The 20,955-nt window shown below is 62.7% G+C and carries 22 protein-coding genes; 8 read left to right on the top strand and 14 right to left on the bottom strand.

The window, feature by feature from the left end; translation table 11 throughout:
• Positions 1-7: 7 nt before the first annotated feature.
• The 10 genes from M2368_RS12615 to M2368_RS12570 form a co-directional block, all read right to left on the bottom strand.
• Complete coding sequence (locus M2368_RS12615) at positions 8-877, bottom strand: ABC transporter ATP-binding protein (protein WP_102598621.1); 870 nt, start codon at positions 875-877, stop codon at positions 8-10.
• Positions 867-1,589, bottom strand: coding sequence for an ABC transporter permease (locus M2368_RS12610; RefSeq protein WP_402697430.1), 723 nt, complete (start codon positions 1,587-1,589; stop codon positions 867-869). Before M2368_RS12610 ends, M2368_RS12615 begins: the two co-directional genes overlap by 11 nt.
• Before the next feature lie 47 nt (positions 1,590-1,636).
• Positions 1,637-2,473: an ABC transporter permease gene (locus tag M2368_RS12605; RefSeq protein WP_426735638.1), complete on the bottom strand. Its 837-nt coding sequence runs from the start codon at positions 2,471-2,473 to the stop codon at positions 1,637-1,639.
• Positions 2,470-3,450 carry an ABC transporter substrate-binding protein gene (locus M2368_RS12600; RefSeq protein ID WP_426735640.1) on the bottom strand — a complete coding sequence of 327 codons (981 nt, stop codon included), beginning with the start codon at positions 3,448-3,450 and terminating at the stop codon, positions 2,470-2,472. The genes M2368_RS12605 and M2368_RS12600 overlap by 4 nt, the downstream gene beginning before the upstream one ends.
• An 83-nt stretch (positions 3,451-3,533) precedes the next feature.
• Positions 3,534-4,532: an ABC transporter substrate-binding protein gene (locus M2368_RS12595; protein WP_498724547.1), complete on the bottom strand. Its 999-nt coding sequence runs from the start codon at positions 4,530-4,532 to the stop codon at positions 3,534-3,536.
• Positions 4,533-4,732: 200 nt separating this feature from the next.
• The gene (locus M2368_RS12590) at positions 4,733-6,250 is read right to left on the bottom strand and encodes an acyl-CoA synthetase (protein ID WP_426735643.1); all 1,518 of its coding nucleotides are present in this window, start codon (positions 6,248-6,250) and stop codon (positions 4,733-4,735) included.
• A gap of 62 nt (positions 6,251-6,312) precedes the next feature.
• Positions 6,313-6,768, bottom strand: a complete 456-nt coding sequence (locus tag M2368_RS12585; RefSeq protein ID WP_105662444.1) for a MaoC family dehydratase — start codon at positions 6,766-6,768, stop codon at positions 6,313-6,315.
• A 53-nt stretch (positions 6,769-6,821) separates the two neighbouring features.
• Positions 6,822-8,012 carry an acyl-CoA dehydrogenase family protein gene (locus tag M2368_RS12580; protein ID WP_133834391.1) on the bottom strand — a complete coding sequence of 397 codons (1,191 nt, stop codon included), beginning with the start codon at positions 8,010-8,012 and terminating at the stop codon, positions 6,822-6,824.
• Entirely contained in the window at positions 8,009-8,899 is an 891-nt protein-coding gene (locus tag M2368_RS12575) for an amidohydrolase family protein (RefSeq protein WP_402735311.1), read from the bottom strand. The genes M2368_RS12580 and M2368_RS12575 overlap by 4 nt, the downstream gene beginning before the upstream one ends.
• 18 nt (positions 8,900-8,917) lie before the next feature.
• Positions 8,918-9,847: an SDR family NAD(P)-dependent oxidoreductase gene (locus tag M2368_RS12570; RefSeq protein WP_426735646.1), complete on the bottom strand. Its 930-nt coding sequence runs from the start codon at positions 9,845-9,847 to the stop codon at positions 8,918-8,920.
• 134 nt (positions 9,848-9,981) lie between these two features.
• On the opposite strand from M2368_RS12570, the gene M2368_RS12565 reads away from it, so the two are divergent.
• The 7 genes from M2368_RS12565 (at position 9,982) to pcaC (ending at position 16,044) form a co-directional block, all read left to right on the top strand.
• Positions 9,982-10,455, top strand: a complete 474-nt coding sequence (locus tag M2368_RS12565; protein ID WP_105662440.1) for a MarR family winged helix-turn-helix transcriptional regulator — start codon at positions 9,982-9,984, stop codon at positions 10,453-10,455.
• 158 nt (positions 10,456-10,613) lie between these two features.
• Positions 10,614-11,810 carry a 4-hydroxybenzoate 3-monooxygenase gene (locus M2368_RS12560; RefSeq protein WP_498724546.1) on the top strand — a complete coding sequence of 399 codons (1,197 nt, stop codon included), beginning with the start codon at positions 10,614-10,616 and terminating at the stop codon, positions 11,808-11,810.
• A 63-nt stretch (positions 11,811-11,873) separates the two neighbouring features.
• The gene (gene pcaH, locus M2368_RS12555; RefSeq protein WP_426735650.1) at positions 11,874-12,707 is read left to right on the top strand and encodes a protocatechuate 3,4-dioxygenase subunit beta; all 834 of its coding nucleotides are present in this window, start codon (positions 11,874-11,876) and stop codon (positions 12,705-12,707) included.
• A gap of 1 nt (position 12,708) precedes the next feature.
• Positions 12,709-13,287 (top strand): protocatechuate 3,4-dioxygenase subunit alpha, encoded by a 579-nt coding sequence (gene pcaG / locus M2368_RS12550; protein WP_426735651.1) that lies wholly within the window; start codon positions 12,709-12,711, stop codon positions 13,285-13,287.
• 145 nt (positions 13,288-13,432) lie between these two features.
• The gene (locus M2368_RS12545) at positions 13,433-14,839 is read left to right on the top strand and encodes a lyase family protein (RefSeq protein ID WP_426735652.1); all 1,407 of its coding nucleotides are present in this window, start codon (positions 13,433-13,435) and stop codon (positions 14,837-14,839) included.
• The gene (locus M2368_RS12540) at positions 14,821-15,618 is read left to right on the top strand and encodes an alpha/beta fold hydrolase (RefSeq protein ID WP_426735654.1); all 798 of its coding nucleotides are present in this window, start codon (positions 14,821-14,823) and stop codon (positions 15,616-15,618) included. The genes M2368_RS12545 and M2368_RS12540 overlap by 19 nt, the downstream gene beginning before the upstream one ends.
• 18 nt (positions 15,619-15,636) lie before the next feature.
• Positions 15,637-16,044 (top strand): 4-carboxymuconolactone decarboxylase, encoded by a 408-nt coding sequence (gene pcaC / locus M2368_RS12535; RefSeq protein ID WP_426735655.1) that lies wholly within the window; start codon positions 15,637-15,639, stop codon positions 16,042-16,044.
• Between the two features lie 16 nt (positions 16,045-16,060).
• Here the strand turns inward: pcaC and M2368_RS12530 are convergent, their stop codons facing one another.
• Together M2368_RS12530 and M2368_RS12525 are read right to left on the bottom strand one after the other, a co-directional pair.
• The gene (locus M2368_RS12530) at positions 16,061-16,852 is read right to left on the bottom strand and encodes an aspartate dehydrogenase domain-containing protein (protein WP_332595435.1); all 792 of its coding nucleotides are present in this window, start codon (positions 16,850-16,852) and stop codon (positions 16,061-16,063) included.
• A gap of 101 nt (positions 16,853-16,953) precedes the next feature.
• A complete protein-coding gene (locus M2368_RS12525; protein ID WP_426735658.1) occupies positions 16,954-18,249 on the bottom strand; it encodes a benzoate/H(+) symporter BenE family transporter in 1,296 nt (431 codons plus the stop codon).
• Between the two features lie 244 nt (positions 18,250-18,493).
• Between M2368_RS12525 and M2368_RS12520 the strand changes: the two genes are divergently transcribed.
• Complete coding sequence (locus M2368_RS12520) at positions 18,494-19,345, top strand: helix-turn-helix transcriptional regulator (RefSeq protein ID WP_133834382.1); 852 nt, start codon at positions 18,494-18,496, stop codon at positions 19,343-19,345.
• Here M2368_RS12520 and M2368_RS12515 read toward each other — a convergent pair.
• The gene (locus M2368_RS12515) at positions 19,342-19,773 is read right to left on the bottom strand and encodes an acyl-CoA thioesterase (protein WP_013347817.1); all 432 of its coding nucleotides are present in this window, start codon (positions 19,771-19,773) and stop codon (positions 19,342-19,344) included. The two genes, M2368_RS12520 and M2368_RS12515, sit on opposite strands and share 4 nt — an antisense overlap.
• Positions 19,774-19,822: 49 nt before the next feature.
• A complete protein-coding gene (locus M2368_RS12510) occupies positions 19,823-20,950 on the bottom strand; it encodes a hypothetical protein (protein WP_332487436.1) in 1,128 nt (375 codons plus the stop codon).
• Between the last annotated feature and the right edge of the window lie 5 nt (positions 20,951-20,955).

Genomic DNA, 20,955 nt, shown 5'->3' with positions numbered 1-20,955 from the left:
CAGAGCGCTACTTGGGATTCGTCAAGAACTTCGTCTTGGCCTCTTCGGGGCGATGCCCTTGCTTGGCCTTCTGGATTTCCGCGTAGACATGGTGGCGAAGCTCGGTGAATCGCGGCAGCGACCGGGTTTCCAGCTGGTCGCGCTCCGCCGGCAGATCGATCAGGATATCCTCCTGCACCACGGTTGGCGAAGAAGACAAGATGATCACGCGCTGGCCCAGGTAGATCGACTCGTCGATGTCGTGGGTTACGAACAGCACGGTGACCCCCAGCTTCTTCCAGACATTGCGGATCAGGTCCTCGAGGTCTGCGCGGGTCTGCGCATCAACGGCCGCGAATGGCTCATCCATCAGCAATACCTCTGGCTGGTAGGCCACCGCGCGGGCGATCGCCACGCGCTGCTGCATGCCGCCGGAGAGCTGCCACGGGTAGGACTTGGGCACATGGCTCAGCCCCACGGCTTCCAGCGCATCGTCCACCAATTTCTTGCGTTCGGCCTTCGGGACGCCGGCGTTCTTCAGCGGCAGTTCGACATTGTCCGCCACGCGCAGCCACGGGAACAGCGACCGGCCGTATTCTTGGAAGACCACGGCCATTTTCTTCGGCGGTCCGGTGACTTTCTGCCCGTCCAGCAGCACCTCGCCGCTGGTGGCGCCCAGCAAGCCGGCAATGCACTTGAGCAATGTGGTCTTGCCCGAACCGGAAGGACCGACCAGGCACACCAGCTCGCCATGCCCCAGGTCAAAGGTGAGGTCCCGGACCGCTTCGATATCGCCGCCGTCGGTGTGGTAGACCTTCTTCAGCCCCCGGACCGAGAGCAGCGCTTCGCCTTCTGGCAGGGTGCGCCCGCCGGCGGTTCCATTCTGGCTAGACAGCATTTTCAACCTCTTTCAGACCGTTGTACCAGCGCAGGACGCGGCGTTCGATCCACTGGAATATAAATGACATGATGACCCCGATCAGGCCCAGCACCACGATGCCGGACCACATTTCCGGTACGGCGAAGGAACGCTGGAACTGGACGATCGCGAAGCCCAGCCCGGAGGAGGATGCGAACATCTCGGAGATGACCATAAGGATCAGCCCGATCGACAAGCACTGGCGGATGCCAGCCATGATGGTCGGGGTGGCGCTTGGCAGCACCTGGTAGCGAATCCGGGCTAAACCGCTGATGCCATAGGAGCGGCTGGTTTCGTTCTGCACCGGATCGATGGCGCGAACGCCCTCAATGGTGTTCAGCAGCACCGGCCAAATCGCGCCGGAGATGATCACCGCGATCTTCATGCCGTCGTTAATGCCAACCAAGAGCATCAGCACCGGAATCAGCACCGGCGGCGGCAAAGCACGGAAGAACTCGAACACCGGTTCGGTAATCGCCCGGGCGGTGCGGTTCATGCCGACGAGCAACCCGAGCAGCACACCGAGCACAATGGCCCCGAGCACGCCGAGAACCAGGCGCTGGACGCTTGGCAGGACGTCGGTGAACATGCGTTCGCCAACCCAGGTCTCGATGAAGGTCTTGCCCAAGTCTGCCGGGGTAGGAACGAAGAAGCTCGCTCCACCAAGGGTTGCCGCGACCCACCAGAGGATGAGCAGAACCGGCAATGCCAGAATGAAGGAAATCGACTTCAGGAGTTTCATGCGGCGTTCTCTCCCCGGACTGAGGCGTGCCAGGAAAGCACGCGCTTTTCGATGATGCGCATGCACAGGTTGATTGCCACGCCCAGCAGGCCGGTGGCAACAATCAGCGCGTACATTCCGGCGATTGCGCCGCCTGACTGCGCCAGCTGGATTTCCTTGCCCAGACCCGGTGCGCCGATGATCAGTTCCGCAGTAATCGCCAGGATCAGTGCCACGGCAGCGCCCAGCCGGATGCCAGTCATCAGGTAAGGGAGCATGGTCGGGAAGATGACGTCGCGGATGCGCTGGATCCGGGAGAATCTATAGGATCTCGCGGTCTGCATCGCCACATTATCCACGTCTGCAACTCCATAGAGCACCTGGATCAGCACCTGCCAGAAGCAGGCATAGATGATCAGCATCAGCGAGGATTCGATTTTCGTGCCGAACAAAAGCACCGCGAGCGGGATCAATGCCACCGACGGAATTGGACGCAGGAACTCGATGGTGGAGTTGGTCGCACGACGCAGGAAGCTCGACATGCCGATTACCAAGCCCAGTACCAGCGCCAGCAGCACCGCTGCGGCCAGGCCGATGAACCATGCCAGCATGGTTTCCCCCACCGCGACCCAGAAGGCGGTCAAGGCAAGATCAGCGAACAGCGTCATCAGCACTTCGGAGGCGGGCGGCAGGTAAGCCGCCTCGACAATTCCAAGAGCCGGGACCAGTTCCCAGATCCCCAGGAAGGTCACGATGCCAATCAATCCCCAAAAGCCATTGGGGAATTTCGAGCCCGATTTCCTGCGCTTGGCTTGGCGCGCCTCAGCCGGCGCTGTGCTAGTGATGGCACTCATGGCAGGAGCTTCTCCAGGTCGACTGGCTTGGACAGGGTGCCATAGCTCAGTGCCGCATCGCCGAGTTCTTGCACGGCCTCGCGGTTGAAGTCAGGGCGGAAGCGCGGCAGCACCATATCGGCGCGGACCTCCTCGCTGATCTTGGTGTAGGTTCCGACAACTTCGCGGACCTCGTCAGGGTTCTCCTGCGCATACTGAAGCGACTTGTCCATCGCCTTGGTGAACTTCTCGGTCACCTCGGGATTTTCCTGGGCGTACTGCGCAGAAGTGAAGTAGCCGGCAACATCCAGCTCCGGATCGAATTCGGCGAAGTTCGCAGAGAGCATTTTCGCTCCGGCGTCCAAGGCCGAACTCTGGAACGGCTCCAGGATCCAGGCGGCATCGACGATGCCGCTTTCCAGTGCAGCAGGAGCATCGGGGAAAGGAACCTCGACGAACTCGATGCTTGCCGGGTCTCCCCCGTCTTCTTCGACAATTGACTTGATGGTGGTATCGCCGATGTTCGACAGGTTATTGACCGAGACCTTCTTGCCGGCCAACTCCTTGGGCGAAGAAATCTTGGAATCATTTTTGACCAGCACGGACCCGACGTCGGATTTCACATCACCTGTGGTGGAGATGCCATTGGCGACGAACTTCATGTCCAGTCCCTTGTCGTTGGCGACCATTACCGAGATCAGATTGGAGAAGGCGAAGTCATAGCTCCCGGATTGGATGCCCGGGACGATAGCCGAACCGCCAGTTGCGGTTTCGATTTCCAAGTCCAGGCCTTCTTCAGCGAAGAAGCCCTTGGATTCTCCCAGCCAGATTGGTGCGGTATCGACGATGGGGATTACCCCGACGGTGATTTTTTCCAGCGAGCCATCTGATCCTGCAGCATCTTCCCCGGCCGAGCCGCCGCTAGGCGAACCGGAGCTGCAGGCAGCAAGCGCGAGGACTGATAGCGAAGCGAGTGCGAGCTTGAGCGAGTGTTTCATGGCAACTACCCCCAATTGAGTGTCATTGCTGCTGCGGCGTCCGGAATCTGGAACCGCAGCAGCAATAGCGTGAAGTTGTGGAATTACTTGGCGATGAGGTTGTTCATGTCTGGGGCCTTCTCCAGGAATTCGAACTTGGCGGCCAGATCTCCGAGCTTTGCCAGTTCCTCAATTGGGGTTTCCGCTTCCCAGGTTTCCATGAGCAAGCCTTCGGCTACCTTGGCATCCATATTGATGAAGTCTGGCAACATGGCCCTGGCGGCATCCGGATCACTATCGGAGGCCGGCAGTACTTCCGCCATAGCTGCCTTCCACTTGGAAATGACTTCCGGATTCTCTTCAGCGAACTGGCCGCTGGTGAACGTCACCATGGTTGGCAGCCCCGGAATTGCTTCTTGGTTTGGATAGCCAAGCAGTTCGTTGTCCTTATCGCCCAAAGCACGCGAGAGGAACGGCTCTGAAAGCCAGACGGCGTCAACGTTGCCGCGATCCAGCTGCGCCTCCATGTCCGGGAAAGGCATTTCGCTGAACTTCAGGTCTTTCGGATTGGCTCCAGCCATTTCTGCGGATTCCATAATCGTCAGGTCGCCCTGGGTACGCAACGCGTTGACCGATGTGGTTTTTCCAGCCAGATCTTCCCAGCCGCCGATGCCCGAGTCCTTGCGCACAACTACTCCATTGACATCCTCCCCATCAGCCTTGGAAGCGGAATAGCCGGTGACGATCTTCATGTCCAGGCCTTTGTCCGCAGCGGTCATCACCGATAGCGGATTGCCCACGGCAATGGCCAATTCTCCGGTGGATACCGCTGGGAGCATCGCCGCACCGGCGTTGGAAGTGCTCAGTTCTACATCCAGGCCATGCTTTTCAAAGGTCCCGGCGTCGATACCCTGCTGCACTGCAACCGACGGTGCGATTGGCAGAATGCCTACGGTGATTTTGGTGAGCGAGCCATCCTCGGCGGCGGCGGATGTGCTTCCCTCTGATTCTGTCGAGCCGGACAGCGAACCTCCGCCACAGCCCACCAGGCCGAGTGACAGGACCGCTGCGCCTGCAAGCAGTGTAGACCAGCGCTTTTTCATATTTCCCCCTAGAAAGCCATTGCCGCAACCCCGAGTGGCGGGTCGAAGAAAGTGTGTGATTTGAACCACAATTCAAGACTAAGCCAACTATTGAGAATGTCAATGGTTGATTTTATGATGATTTATTCTCTGCGTATGGGCGGTATCTTGCACTTATGCAAACGTGAGGCCACGGAATCCGCCACGAAGCCGTGGAGCGCTCAGCTGAACTGCTTGCGCAAGTCGGCTTTGCGTATCTTGCCGCTTGCGGTGCGCGGCAACTCATCCAGGAAGACCGAGGTGCGCGGTATCTTGTAGCGCGCCAAGCGTCCGTCGAGATACGCCACAACATCCTCTTCGCCCAGAGAGCTACCGGACTTCAGCACAATGACTGCACGCGGGACTTCGCCCCACTTCTCGTCAGGGACGCCAATCACTGCCACCGATTCAATTTCAGGTAGTCCCATAATGGCTTGCTCGACTTCGGCAGGATAGATGTTCTCCCCGCCGGAAATGATCATGTCCTTAAGCCTGTCCGAGATGAACAGGAAGCCTTCTTCATCCACGTGGCCGATATCCCCGGAACGGAACCAGCCAGATTCATGGAACGCCCCTGAGGTAGCCTCGGGACGGCCCCAATACTCCTTGATCACGTTGGGGCCGCTGATCAGGATCTCGCCAACCTCGCCGGCTGGCACCTCATTGCCCAGCGAGTCCGCGATGCGAATGTCGGTGAAGAAATGGGGCAGGCCGGCCGAACCCATTTTCGGTCGGGAGTACATTGCCTGGAGCATGGTGGCGCCGGGCGCAGTTTCGGTCAGGCCATAGCCGCCACTAAATCCGAGCCCACGCGCTTCATAGGCTTCAAGGACACGTAGCGGCACAGCGGAGCCTCCGCAGGTGAGCATCTCCAATGAAGACAAATCCGTTTCCTCCCATTTTTCATGCTCGGCTAGCAATTGGAAGGTCGTTGGGACGCCCGAGAGCTGGGTGACCTGGTAGCGCTCCACCGCATCCAGCACGGCAGCGGGATCAAAACGCTCCTGGAGGACCACTGTTCCTCCCTTGAGCAGCATCGGCAAGGCGCCCATGCCCAGCGCCGCTACATGGAAGAGCGGTGCAATGAGCAAAACAACAGATCTGCTGGTGACATCGTAGTCAACGATGACATTGTAGGAATTCCACGTCATGTTGGCATGCGTGAGCACCGCGCCCTTCGGCGTTCCGGTAGTGCCCGACGTATAGAGGATGATGGCTGGATCCTCTAACTCGACGGCGATATCGTCGTGACCGCTGCGCCCTGCCTGAAGGGCCCGTTCATAGGATGAGTCCGCGCACGGAACCGAAGCGACTTCCCAGGCGATACTGACCGGGCTGCCTTCGATGGATGCATGCGCTTCGCTGGCGAAGTTCTCGACATAGATCAGCACCTCGCTGCCTGAATCGCGCAGCGCAAAGTTCAGTTCCCGCGGCGCCAGACGCACATTGAGAGGAACGAACAACGCCCCAAGCTGGGTAACGGCGAACATGGTTTCCAGGTACGCAGCATGGTTGGCGCCAAGGAACGCTACACGGCTACCGCGGGCGACTCCGCTGGCCGCCAAGGCACTGCTGAGCTTGTCGATGCGTTCTGCCAGCTGCGCGTAGCTCAAGCCGACTCCCGCATGAATCACCGCAACCTGCTGCGCGGATTTCATCCGACGCCGGTGAATCCAGTTGCCAAACCCCTTATTCAACATCTGCCACTCTTTTCATTAGGTCGTACGTTGCCGTTGCGGCTCTAGCTCAGCTGGCTCTTTACCTAGGCGTAGAAGCGGTAGAGGCCCCGGGAGACCACGGCCGGCTTCGTGCCGCCTTCGACTTCGATGACCTGGTCCACTGCAATCTGGTATCCGCCCTTGACCTCTTCCACCTCGGCGATAACCGCCTTCATGCGGATCTTGGAACCCACCGGTACGGGCGAAGGGAATCGAACTTTTTCCAGGCCGTAGTTCACCTTGGTCTTCACACCGGTGACATCGAAAAGCTCGGTCCAGAACGCAATCTGCAGGCTCAAGGTAAGGTAGCCGTGGGCAATCGGGCCGCCGAAAGGGCCCTCCTTGGCCTTCTGCGGATCGGTGTGGATCCACTGGTGATCATCAGTGGCGTCAGCGAAGGTGTTGATTTGTTCCTGTGTGACCACGCGGTATTCGCTGTAGCCCAGGTCCTTGCCCTGGGCGCTGGCGAGGTCTGCGTAATCCAAAACGGTTGGTGCCATGATATTTCTCCTCTAGATGGGTTCTTTGGTTGCTCGAGTTCGCGAATGCCGCTTTAGCGGAATGCGCTGACGCCGGTAATCGCGCGTCCGATAATCAGTGAATTGATCTCGTGTGTGCCTTCGTACGAGTAGATCGCTTCGGCGTCGGCATGGTGGCGCGCTACGTTGTTCTCCAGCAAGATGCCGTTGCCGCCGCAGACCTCTCGGGCGAGGGCTGCCGTTTCGCGTAGCATGCGTGCGGTGAACATCTTGGCCATGGCCGAGTTTTCATCGCGGTAGATGCCCGCTTCCTGCTGCTGGGTCAGCCGCACCACCAAAGCCAGGCTCGCGGTGGCGTTGGAGAGCATATGCGCCAGCTTTTCCTGGATCAGCTGGAATGAACCCAGCGGCTTGCCGAATTGGCTACGGCTGGCAACGTAGTCGCGAGCCGATTCGTACGCGCCGAAGCAAACGCCTGTGGCAATCCAGGCGACGTCCGAGCGCATGTTGCGCAGGCAGGCCGCTACGTCGGCAAAGGAGTTGATCTTGGCCAGTCGCCCGCTGGCTGGCACCCAGACATTCCCCAGCTCGATGTCGGCGTTCTGCATAATGCGCAGGCTGGTCTTTCCCGGAATTTTCCTGATTTCCATGCCCGGCGCGTCCGTTGGAACCAAGAAGCATTTGATCTGCGAATCGGCTGCGTCGCGGGCAAATACTGCCAGCACGTCCGCTTGGCTCGCGCCCCCGATCCAGCGCTTCTGCCCATTGATCACCCAGCCAGCCACACCATCGCGTTGCTCCTGCTTGGCCGAGGTGGCTAGCCCTCCGGCAATATCCGAACCGTGTTCTGGCTCGGTCAGGGCGAACACTCCCTTGCAGGCAAAAGATGTGATCCGCGGCTCAAGCACGGCTACCTGCTCCGCACTTCCACCCAGGTTGACGGTGGTCCGGAATAGGCCGGACTGCGCGTTGTAGTAAGTCGCTACGGAGGCATCCATGCGTCCCAGCTCGAAATTGCGGAAGCCCGAGTAAAGCGCGGAAGGCTTCTGGCCCGTGGCAAGCACTTCGGCCGGGTTCATCAGATCAGCATCGATCAGCGGTGCCACGATCTGTTCCGGGAATTCTCCGCGTTCCCAATAGTCATCGACTATCGGACCCACATGTTCTGCCAAAAGGGAACGCAAACGGTCCAGGGCCGCACGCTCAGCGTCGGTGAGCAGGTCCTTGAATCCATAGAAATCACTAGTTGCTGCCGGTTGGATCATTCTTCTATCCCCAACACGCGCAGTGCATTGCCCTTCAGGATTCCCGGTCTCACCGAGTCCTTCAACTCCAATTCTGCAAAGGCCCCCAGCCACTTCTCCGGGGTAATCAAGGGAAAGTCCGTGCCGAACAACAGCTTGCGCGACAGCACGTTATTGCCCATCTTCACCAAGGAGCTGGGGAAATACTTGGGGCTCCAACCGGATAAATCGATGTAGACATTGGCCTTGTGCGTGGCAATGGAGTTCGCTTCATCCTGCCATGGAACCGAGGGGTGAGCCATGATGATGACCAGGTTCGGGAAGTCCGCGGCCACATCGTCGAGCAGCAGCGGATTGGAGTAACGCAGCTTAATGCCCCGACCGCCAGGCAGCCCTGCTCCCATGCCGTTCTGCCCTGTGTGGAAAATGCATGGGAGGCCTAGCTCCTGGAGCTTTTCCCATAGCGGGTAGAACGCTTCATCGCTGGGATCGAATCCCTGGAGCGAGGGGTGGAATTTGAAGCCGCGCACTCCGAGCTGTTCAGCCTGGTACTGCGCATCGCCGATGGCTTCGGCTCCTCGGCGGGGATCGACCGAGCCAAAGGGAATAAGCACGTCATTATTTCGGGCGCAGCCCTGGACCAAGTCCTCAATGGAGTTCGGATCATGCCCGAGCGCGGTGCGTGCATCAACGGTGAACACCACGGCAGCCATGTTCGACTCGCGATAAAGCTGCGCAATGCGATCAATGGAGGGTGTACGCTCCGATGATTTGAAATACGCTGCCGACGCTTCGAAAAGATCCTCCGGCATTGCCTTGTGGCCGCATTCGTCGACTTCAAGGTGCACATGCATGTCGATGGCTTCAAGCGAAGCGAAATCGATGCCCAGTTCATAACGCAAAGTCATAATGATTCCCCCAGTTCCCTACTTGGCTGGTTCCGGGCGCAGTTCTTCCGGAAGTTCCGGGAACTTCTCCCCAACGGACTGCTGGTGGGATCCGAAGCGCGCAGGGAATTCATTGGCCAGCGTTTCATAGTCCCATCCGCCGTCGTGCAGCTCGGTGACCACAGCTTCAGGGTGGCTCCAGACCTGCAGGCGGTCCCCGCCGACTCCAATGGCCTGGCCGTTGATCTCTGCAGCCGCGTCCGAGGCCAGGTAGGCGATCAGGCCGGCCACATCATCTGCGGTGCCAAAGCCCAGATCCTTGCGGAAGAAGTCCGGCATCGCTTCGCCGCGCTCGTCGGCTTCCACGGCAGCTGCAAAGAATGGAACGGTTTTGGTCATTTCGGTGGCTGCCACCGGGATCACTGCGTTGGCAGTAACCCCGGCTCGTTTCATTTCCAGAGCCCAGGTGCGCACCATGCCGACAATGCCGGCCTTTGCCGCCGCGTAATTGCTCTGGCCGAAGTTGCCGCGCTGGCCGGTCGGCGAACCAATTGCGATGATGCGTCCGGAGACATTGTTTTCCTTGAAATACCCGTAGGCCTCACGCACGCAGGTGAAAGTGCCGCGCAAGTGGACGTTGATCACCAGATCAAAATCTTCGTCGGTCATCTTCAGCAGGGACTTGTCACGCAGCACACCCGCATTGGTGACCAGAATATCCAGGCGACCGAAGTTCTCGACAGCGCCGGCAACCAGCACCTTCGCGGCCTCAGTCGTACCTACCGCCGCCGCAACTCCCGCCGCCGTGCCACCGGCTTCGGTAATGGAAGCAACCGCAGCATGCACGGCCGCAGGATCGACATCATTGACAATCACCGAGGCTCCCTGACGCGCCAGTTCTTGCGCATAGCTCAGGCCCAGTCCGCGTCCGCTTCCGGACACGATGGCAACTTTTCCTGCTAGGGACATGAGAACTCCAATTCGGTGAGGTGTTTCAATTGCTCCACTTGGAAGAAAAGTGGGAACCTTGACTACATACATAAGAACTTTAATCCTTGAGAAAGTCAATGGTTTATTTTTTCATGAAAAGTGGGGACAATGAGATGACTAGCAAAATCACCGCCAAATCAGCGAAGGAAGAACTGTTCATGAAATGCGACCTCGTTCAGGAGCTGAACTTCCTAGTGGCGCGCATGCGCTCCCTGGGTTCGACTCGGGCCAACCATGCGCTGAAGCCACTCGGCCTCAAGGTGCGTTCCTACTCGGTACTTTCCTTGGCGTGCAGCGACATCACCCCCACCCAACGCGATCTCGCTGAATTTCTCGCGCTCGATCCAAGCCAGATCGTGCCACTAGTGGACGGGCTGGAAACCAGTGGACTAGTCTCCCGAATTCCAGATCCCAGCGACCGCCGCTCCAAGGTGATAGTAGCCACCGCGGCCGGCCGGAAGCTCTACGCGCAGGCGCGCAAGATCACCAGGCAAAACGAGGACGAGACCTTGGAAGCGCTAACCCCGCAGGAGCGGCTGCAGCTGCGCGATCTGCTATCCCGGGTAGCGCTGGCTGACGCGGAGTAGCACCCCATTTTTCTCATTCATTGAGAACCCGGCTGTCTGCCCGATCACATGCGCCGCATCATGAGGGAAGTTCTTATTACTTCCTTAGACCAGATGCATCGGTCCGGCAACGCAGCCGGCAGCGCGGCTCTGGTCCAGACGCTAGCGAGGCAGGTCCCATGGCTCAGAATCCGCGCATTCTCAAGACCAAGGTCGGCATCATCGGCGGCGGTCCAGCAGGGCTCATGCTCTCCCACCTGCTGGCCGCATCCGGCATCGAGAACATCGTCGTGGAAATGCGCGACCACGAGGCCATCCGCAACACCCACCGCGCGGGCATCCTCGAAGCCCAGGCTGTCAAGATGCTCACCGAGTCCGGCGTGGATGGACGGGTCCTGACCCACGGCGACGAGCACGCCGGCATCGACCTGCGCTTCAACGGCGAATCCCACCCGCTGGACTTCCGCGATCTGGTCGACGCCACCGTCACCCTGTACGCGCAGAACGAGGTCTTCGTTGACCTGGCCGCGGCGCGCCAGCGCGACCAGGGCGACGTGCGGTACTCCTGCGAAGTCACCGAGATCCTGGACATGGAGACCTCCACCCCGAAGTTCCGCTTCACCGATGAGCAGGGCAACCTCTTCGAGGTGCACGCCGATGTGATCGTCGGCGCCGACGGCTCGCGCTCCTTCGCCCGCCGCCAAATGCCCGAAACGCTGCGCAAGGATTTCAAGGTCGCCTACCCCTTCGCCTGGTTCGGCATCCTCACCGAGGCGCCGAAGTCCGCGCCGGAACTGGTCTACGCGAACTCCCCGCACGGCTTCGCGCTGATCTCCCAGCGCAGCGAAACGGTGCAGCGCATGTACTTCCAATGCGACCCGAACGAAGACGTGAATGCCTGGAGCGATGACCGTATCTGGGCCGAGCTGCAAAAACGCGTGGACGGGCCGGATAATTTCCAGCTGAAAACCGGCGAGATCTTCGACAAGACCGTGCTGGGCTTCCGCTCCTTCGTGCGCGAACCCCTCTCCCACGGGCGGATGTTCCTGATCGGCGATGCCGGGCACACCGTCCCGCCCACCGGAGCCAAGGGCCTGAACCTGGCATTCGCCGATGTGAAGGTGCTCTTCGAGGCCCTGGACTCCTACTTCTCCACCGGCAGCGAGCAGCTGCTGGACGGCTATTCGGACCTGGCGCTGAAGCGCGTGTGGAAGGCGCAGAACTTCTCCTACTGGATGACCTCCATGCTGCACACCCCGGTAGGCGGGGACCCTTTCATGGCCAAGCGCGCCCTGGGCGAACTGGAAACGGTCACCTCCTCGCGCTTCGGCCAGCAGTACCTGGCCGAGTCCTACACCGGCTGGCCCCACGCTTAGCCTTCGCTCTTGCCAAGCATTTCCTCCACCACGCCCGTACGCCCCCTTCGAAAGGAGCACGCAGTGAGCACCGAAACCACAGCTAACGAGTCGTTCAGCGATTCCCCCGTGCTGGACCCCGCAGCCACGACGCTCTCGCAAGAATCCATCAGCCAGGAAATCGCCGATATCCATGCGGCCTACCGCCAGTCGGTGGTCGAGGGCAAGAAAGCCGAGACCCAGCCGCGCATCGACTTCGCGCCCTACCGTTCCTCGCTGCTGCGCCACCCGACCAAGAACCTGCGCCATGTGGACCCGGAAACCATTGAGCTGCACTCCCCGGCCTTCGGCCAGCGCGACGTGCACGCGCTGGAATCGGATCTGACGATCCAGCACAACGGCGAGCCGATCGGCGAGCGCATCGTGGTCGCCGGCCGCGTGCTCGATGGCGACGGCCGCCCGGTGGCCGGGCAGCTGGTGGAAATCTGGCAGGCCAATGCCGCCGGACGCTACATCCACAAGCGCGACCAGCATCCGGCCCCGATCGATCCGAACTTCACCGGCGTGGGACGCGCCATCACCGGCCCGAACGGAGAATACTCCTTCACCACCATCAAGCCGGCACCCTACCCGTGGAAGAACCACCACAACGCCTGGCGCCCGGCGCACATCCATTTCTCGCTGTTCGGCACCGACTTCACCCAGCGCATGATCACCCAGATGTACTTCCCGGGCGACCCGCTGTTCAGCCTCGACCCGATCTACCAGGCGATCACCGACAAGGAAGCGCGCGACCGCCTGGTCGCCAGCTACGACCATTCGCTGACGTCCCATGAATGGGCTACCGGATACAACTGGGACATCGTACTCACCGGCTCCAACCGCACCTGGATGGAAGATGAAGAGGGAGACCACTAGCATGGCTCAGGCACCAGAACTGAAGCTGGCCCCCACACCGGGCCAGACCATCGGCCCGTTCTACGGCTACGCATTGCCCTATGAGAAGGGCAATGAGCTGATCAGCCAGGCCCATCCCCGCTCGGTGCGCCTGCACGGGATGGTCTATGACGGCAACGGCGAGGCCATTCCGGACGCCCTGCTGGAAATCTGGCAGGCCGACGAGAACGGCAATGTCGTTTCCCGCGATGGCTCGCTGGTCCGCGACGGCTACATCTTCACCGGGTGGGGACGGGCGGCGGTGGATAACGCCGGGCACTACACCTTCACCACCGTGAACCCGGGCGCTACCGAAGAGGGCAAGGCCCCGTTCATCATGCTCGCGGTTTTCGCCCGCGGCCTGCTCAATCGCCTGTTCACCCGCATCTACCTGCCGGAGGACACCGAAGCGCTGGCTAGAGACCCGTTGCTGTCATCGCTGGGCGAAGCAGAACGCGCAACGCTGATTGCTGCTCGCGAAGACGACGGCTCGCTGCGCTTCGATATCCGCCTGCAAGGCGGGAACGAAACGGTGTTCCTCTCCTACCCGCGCGAGAGCTAGTTGCCACCGCGACACCCCGCTGGATTGCCCCAGCGCCCGCACTGTTACGGGCGTTGGAGCGCCCGGCGGGGTGTTGCCCGTTGCCGGGCACTACAGTTCTAGATAGACGGCTTATACGCTCAACAGCTAAGAATCGAGGCACCGAATGGATGGCGCAGACTACGGCGTGCTGGCCCCCGCCTGGGCAGGAACTGCGGCCGCGGCCTTGGCCAGCGATGCGTCTTTCGTCCAAGCCATGCTGGATGCCGAAGCCGGATGGGTGCAGGTCCAGGCGGATGCCGGCCTGTGCAGCGTCCAGGATGCGCAGGCCGTGCGCGAGGTGGCCAGCGTGGACCGCTACGACCTGGCCTTGCTGGCCTCCCGGACACCGGATGGGGCCAATGCGCTCATCCCGCTGCTGGGCATGATGCGCGACCTGCTCAAGCACGACGGGGCCGCGGCAACTGCGGGCACCGCGTTGCACCGCGGTGCCACCAGCCAGGACATCATCGACACAGCGCTGATGCTGGTCCTGTCCAAGACGCTCACGCTCACGCTGGCAGATCTGCGCAGCACCGCTGGCGGGTTGGCTGCCCTGGCGCAGGCCCACCGCGGGACCGTGTGCATTGCCCGCTCGCTGACCCAGCATGCGCTGCCCACCACCTTGGGCTGGAAAGCGGCCAGCTGGCTCTCGGCCGTGCTGGATGCCGAGCAGCAGCTGGATGCCGCGGCGCGGCAGCTGCGCTTGCAATGGGGCGGTGCGGTGGGCACGCTCGCCTCCCTGGAGCAGCTGCTCTCCGGCCAGCCGGAGACAACGGCCACAAGCCAGTCGCTGTCCTCGGATCTGGCGGCCCTGCTGGGCCTGGAGGATCCGGGAACGCCCTGGCACACCAACCGCATGCCGATTCTCCAGCTTGGCTCCGCACTGGGTGCGGCCATTGCCGCGCTGGGGACCCTGGGCGCTGATGTGCTCACCGCCTCCCGTCCGGAAATCGGCGAGCTGTCCGAACCTCGCGAGGCCGGCAAGGGCGGCTCCTCGGCTATGCCGCAGAAGCAGAACCCGGTGCGCTCGGTACTGCTGCGCAATGCGGCATTCAGCGCCCCCGGATTGCTCTCCACCCTGTTCACTGCTGCCGGCACCGCGGTGGATGAACGCCCCGATGGCGGCTGGCACGCCGAATGGAGTGCCCTGCGCGAACTGGCCCGGCTGGCATCAGGGGCGGCATTCCACGCTTCGTTCCTGGCCAACGGCCTGGGAGTGGATCGCGCTGCCATCGAGCGGAACCTCGCCCTGGGCGGAGATGCCGTGCTCTCCGAACGACTCGCTGCCGCCCTGGCTGATCTGGTGGTCGGCGGAAAACCGGCCATCCAGGCCTTGGTGCGCCGCAGCCTCGACGAGGGCATTTCCCTGCGCGATCTGCTGCGCCTGGAAATCTCCGTGCATGCCTTGAACGACCAGGACCTCTACGAATTATTCGATCCAGCTGGCTACCTCGGTGCCGCGGATCGCTTCACCGAAACCGTACTCGCCGATTACTCGGCACGGAAGGAATCATGGCAGTCCCGCAACTAACCCCCTCCTTGCTGCACACCGACAAGGCACTTCCCACCCTCATCGTCGGCCCCTCGCTGGGCACTGCGGCCCTGCCGCTGTGGGCTCCGGCCTTGCCTTACCTCAAGGACAAGTTCCAGGTCATCGCCTGGGACCTGCCGGGGCACGGCGAAAGCAAGCCGTCCACCGAAGCCTTCTCGCTGGCCGAACTGGCTACCGGCGTCACCAAGGCCGTCGAGGCGCTGCGTGCCGACGGCGTCATCTCCGAGGGCAGCAAGCTGTACTACGCCGGAGTGTCGATCGGCGGGGCCACCGCCCTGCAGCTGGCCGTGGACCACGCCGGCTTCTTCAATGCGTTGTCCTCCATCTGCTCTGCGGCGAAGATCGGTACCCCCGAAGGATGGACCGACCGTGCCGAGCTGGTCGCCAAGGCCGGCACCCCGACCATGGTCGCCGGTTCTGCAGAGCGCTGGTTCGCACCGGGATTCATCGAGAAGGAGCCGGTGATCAGCACCGAGCTGCTGCACAGCCTGCAGAACGCTGACCGCTTCGCCTACGCCCACGCCTGCGGCGCCTTGGCAGGATTCGACGTGCGCGGGCAGCTGGCTTCAACCAGCGACCCGATCATTGCCATCAACGGCGCACAGGACCAGGTGTGCCCTCCGGCAGACGCGGAGTTCATCGCCGAAAATGCACCCCGCGGAACCATGGCGGTCATCGATTCGGCCGCCCACCTGGCCCCGGCCGAAGCACCCGAAGAGACCGCGGCCTTGCTGGCCGAGTTCTTGCTGGCCAACTAGAAGCGAGGACCTGCAGAAATGGCTGATTCACCGCGCCTTCCCGGCGATACCTACGATGCCGGCATGGAAGTACGCCGCCAGGTGCTGGGCAACGAGCACGTTGAGCGTTCCACCAGGAACTCGAATGAGTTCACCGACGAATTCCAGGAAATGATCACCCGCTACGCATGGGGCACCATCTGGACCCGCGACGGCCTGCCGCGCACTACCCGCAGCGCCATCACGCTGACCGCAATGATCGCCGGCGGCTACTGGGAAGAACTGGAAATGCATGTGCACGCGGCCCTGCGCAACGGCATGACTCCCGAAGAAATCAAGGAAGTCTTCTTGCAATGCGCCATCTACTGTTCCGTTCCGGCGGCGAACGTGGCGTTCAAGATCGGCAAGAAGGTGCTGGAGGAGTACCCGGCAGCCGAAGGCCAATAGCCGTGGCACCGCGCCGCTAGCGGCGCGCCGCCGCGGCTTGCCGGATCGAGTGCAGCAGGGCCCACGGGACGATGCCGCTGGTGCGCGGGTTGCGTGGCGAGGGGTGGTTCTTGATCGAGAAGCTGTACTCGCCGGCTGGGCCGCGCGCCTCGATGCGGTGCTCGGTCAGGCCTGCCTCCGGATCGGCGATCAATCTGGCTGTCACCGCATCCCAATCCCCCACAGCCAACGCCACCGCCGCGGCCACATTCAATGACTTCGGGAAGTCCTGGGCCGCTGCCGCGGCTGGACCGCGAAATACCTCTACCGGTCCGGCGGCCTGCTCCAATTCACCGCGCCGCTGCGCATCCATCCACGGCTGCACCAAGGTGGCCGGCAGCTTGCGCGTCGTCACCAGCACCTGGTCGATGCCGCCCATCCGGGCAGCCGCGCCCAGCAGGTCCAATCCGCCGATGGCCCCGGCAGTGCTGGACAAGCGTCCTGGTCCGGCGGCCTGCACTTGCGCGGCGAACTCCGGGTCAGCCAGCGCTCCCATGGAACTGGCCAGCAGGTCAACCCCGGAGGCCAGGATGCGCACCGCATTCTCGCGCAGGGCTTGCTGGCCCGCGCATTCGACCACCAGGTCGCAGCGCTCCAGGGCCGACTCCCAGCTCAGCTGCTCATGCTCCAGCCCGGTTTGCGGACGGCGAAGGATCACCCCTTCGAGCTGGGCACCGTGCACCGTCCCGGCTGCCAGTTGCTCCGCCACCACGGAGCCGATCGCCCCGTGGCCCAGTACTCCCACCCGATACATGCTGCCCGTGGCCATGCCCGTCCTGTCCGAAAAGATCGATGTAAGCTACCGCCAGCTTAGGCCAGCTCGCAGGCTCGGCACGAACTGCCAGCTGGCCAGGGTGAGGGCCATTGCCGCTAGTGCCCGGAAGCGGCCGAATGGTCCGTGCGTTCCATGAGCCGGGAGACGCCATATCCGATGAGGATGCCCCAGAAGGCGGCGTGGATGTTGAACAGGTCCAGGCCGGAAATGGTCACCACGAACGTCACGAGGGCGCCCAGGGTGAATTTGGTGGCGAAGGCCGTCACAAAGGCCTGCTGCAGGGCCTTGAGCATGGCGATGCCTCCCAAGGCCAGCACGAAAGCCTCAGGGGTGGCCAGCATGAAGCGCGTCAGCGTTGGAGCGAACAGGGCGAAGAGCAGGGACAGGAAGCCATAGACCACCGCTGCGGTGTACTGGCGGTGCTTTTCGCCAGATGATGTGAGCAACGCGTTGGTTGGCCCGGTGACGCAGGCGGACACCGCGCCGAAGCAGGCATTAAGGATCGAGAACCCGCCCGAGGCCAGCGCAAAGGCATTGACCGGGGGCCGGTGCCCGGCAGAGCGCAGCACCGCGACACCCTGGCCATTCTGCACGATCAGCACGATGATGGCCAACGGCACCACCAGTTCCAGCTGCGCAGCCCAGGTGAATTCCGGAGCGGTGAACACCGGGGTGGCCAGCACGGGCCCGCCAGCTGCGTCCAACGCGAACTGGCCACTGGCGGCCACCGCGATGACCCCGGCGATCAGCGTGCCCAGCACCGGGGGAATTCTTCTGCCCAGCGCCGGCACCGCAGCGAGCAGGACGAAGACCAGCACCATGGGGCCGGCCACCACCGGGTTGGCTTGGGTGGACGAGACGATATCGGTGCCGAAGCGCAAGAAGACCGCGGCCACCATGGCCATCACAATCGGCATGGGAATGGCCGCCATGATCCGGCGCACCACCCCGGTAGCGCCCAAGGCCAGGACCAGCACCCCGGAGACGAAGAACGCCCCGACCACCTCGGGGAAGGACAGGTGCTGCAGCGAAGGACCCAGCAGCACCGTGCCGGGGATGGACCAGGCGAATCCCAGCGGCTGGCGGTAGAGCAGGGACATCACGATGGTCGCCAACCCGGCGGAGAGGAAGATCCCGCAGACCCAGGAAGCCATCTCGGCCTGGGACAGCCCGCCAGCGGCACCCACCGCAAGGGTGACCGCGATGGGGCCCGAAGCGGAGAAGACCAGCCCGATCACGCCATTGCTGGCATACACCCCGCCCACGTCGCGCAGCAGGTCGCGAATTCCGGCAGGCCGCTGCGCGGCCCGCTCCAGCAGCGGTTCGCGCGGTGCTCCCGCAGCTGCTGGAGTCGATTCGCGGGTCGGCAGGTCATTGGCTGGTTTGGGCATGTGCGCTCCTGGGCGATGGTGGCAGTGTCATTGGCAGTGGCAGTGGCAGTGGCAGTGGCAGTGGCAGTGGCATTGGCATTGGCATTAATAGTCCACCACCATTGCACGGTCCCAGGGGCCGTAGGGCGTGGCGTATTGATCCGGGGTATGGCATTCCTAGGATAGTTCTGGCTGCAGATCCCAAGGTACGCAGGGCTAGGATAAGACCGGGGCGATGCGGCCCGCGGATGAAAGGAATACAGGGATGAATTCCAATACCGAGCTCGGCGAATTCCTCAAGGCCCGGCGGGCCCTGGTCAGCCCGGCAGGCGATGGCGGCCCCCGGCGGCGCGTGCCTGGGCTGCGCCGCGAAGAGGTCGCGGTCCTGGCCGGTGTGAGCACCGACTACTACACCCGGCTGGAACAGGGCCGGCACAAGCGCCCCTCCGAATCCGTGCTCGGCGCGTTGGCCAAGGCCCTGGAACTGGATGAGACGGCCGCCGGGCATTTATTCAACCTGGCCCGCTCGGTGTCCGGCTCCGGGCGCAACAGCCCGTCGAGCAGCATCCAGCGGGTACGCCCCTCATTGCATCAGCTGCTGGATTCCTTCACCGGGCATCCGGCCTTCATCCGCGGACGGCGTACCGAGGTGCTGGGCATGAATGCGCTGGCCGCCAGCCTGCTCACCGACTTCCTCGCCAAGCCGGTGCGCCACCGCAGCCTGATCCGCTGGGCCTTCCTGGATCCCGAAGCCAGGCAGCGCTACGCCGACTGGGAGCAGATCGCCGCCTCGATGGTCGGCACCTTGCGCCTGGATGCCGGGCGCCATCCGCATGATCCGCTGCTCGCGCAGCTGGTCGGAGAGCTGTCCATGAACAGCGAAGAATTCCGCACCTGGTGGGCCGATCACCGGGTGGTCGAGCGGCGGGACGGGATCAAGCGGTTCAACCATCCCCAGGTGGGCTATCTGGAGGTCAACTACGAGGCCTTGGACGTGACCGGGGCACCAGACCAGACCCTGTTCATCTACACCACCGAGCCGGGCTCGGACTCCGAAGCGAAGCTGCGCGATCTGGCCGCGCTGCTCAACGGCCAGGGACCGGTGCCCAAAGCCTAGCTGCGTGCTGGGATCAGCGATTTGCCGAGCCAGCTGCGCTCCAGCTCGTTGAGCGGGCGCGACGAGATGCCATCGGCTGCCAGCGGCACCATGACCGTGGTCGAGTCGAATACCGGCTGCCCGTCCTGGTAACCGATGCCCCGCACGGTGAAGGACTTGTTGCCCAGCCGGCTGATGCCCATGCGGATGAGCATCTCGGGCTGGTAGTACAGCGGGCGCAGGTAGTCGATCTGGATCGATGCCACCACGGTGCCGAATTCGAAACGGCCTGTTGTCCCGTCCTCGCGCGTCCAGCGGATGCGGGCTTCTTCCATCAGGGTCACGATGCGCGCATTGTTCACATGGCCCAGGGCGTCCTGGTCCGACCAGCGCAGCTGCAAGATGACTTCGGTAGCCGCGGCCAGTTCATCGTTTGTCGTTTCGCTCATGGAACCCATTGCACCAGAAACCCGGGCTGGCTACTGCGCCCGTGACGGCTCATGAACTTGGGCCATCGCCGGAAGGCACCCAGCGTGCATCCTCGTCGTTGGCGTCCTTGCAGATCCATTCCCGGGCCGACCCGTAGCACCGCAGCTCATCGGTGAACCAGAACGCCTGGTCCGGGTCCCACCCGGCAATCACGCTGGCGTATTCTTCATCGATGTCGAGGCATTGCCCGGCGAGCGCCAGATAGGCGCCGATACCCAGATGCACCCCGTCGTAATCGCGCGCCACGGCCAGCCAGTCGGGGATCTTCCATGCGCCGTCGCGCCCGGTGGACAGGTACCAGTCGTGGCGCTTGTGCGCGGTGACCTCGATGCCGTGCTCGCGGCAGAGCCGGATCCAGTCCTCGGCCGTGGCGATCTCCAGCACCTTGGCTGCGGGAGGCACGCTCGTGAACCTGACGCTGGCTTGCTCCCATCCAAAACCGTCTTCCACGCAGCTCAGGCCCACTGGCTCCCGGTCTGGGAACACACCGGTAGTGGAGGGCAGGCGGCTGCTGGGCTTGGACCACCATTCCCCGCTGAAGCTGCCCAGCGGGGTGCTGCTCATTTCGGCGGCATCGCGGGCTTCGGTCGCCAGGATGCCGGCCCTCCACTCCTGCAGTAGGCCCAGGGCATTGCTGCCGGGAGCCTGCGTCCTGCCCTGCGGGTCATGCTGGTCGAATTCGACCTGGAATTGGTTGCGCAGATCCACGGGATCCAGCCACCAGGCCGCGAGCCCGCTGTCCGCCAGGTGCCGGGCCACGCGCTCAAGCGGCGCGGCCAGTTCCGGCAACGCCAGCAGGGTGTCTTCCCCATCCGGTTCCTGCCAATAGCGGGCACTGTCGACCGAGCGGACCAGCGCTTGCTGCAGCAGCGCTGCGGTGGCCGGAACCAAAGTGGTGCCGTCCAGGCGCCGGGCGATCTGCTGGACACTGGTTTCGGGCATGCTGGATTCATCCGCGCCAAACAGGCCAACGCTTTCGCCGCGTTCTACCGCCACGTGATACGCGGCGTAGAACATCGCCGCATGCAGCGGATGCTCCCCGAACGCCGGTAGCAGCTTCTCTTCGCTGGCAGTGGCGAACTCCCACAGCATCCTGCGCCCGCGTGCGCCTGCCATGAGCGCCTGCACTAGTTCCATCCGCG

Source organism: Arthrobacter sp. JUb119 (assembly GCF_024807995.1).
Taxonomy (GTDB): Bacteria; Actinomycetota; Actinomycetes; order Actinomycetales; family Micrococcaceae; genus Glutamicibacter.
Note: the sequence above shows the minus strand (reverse complement) of the source record. Positions and strands in the feature narration are given on the sequence as shown.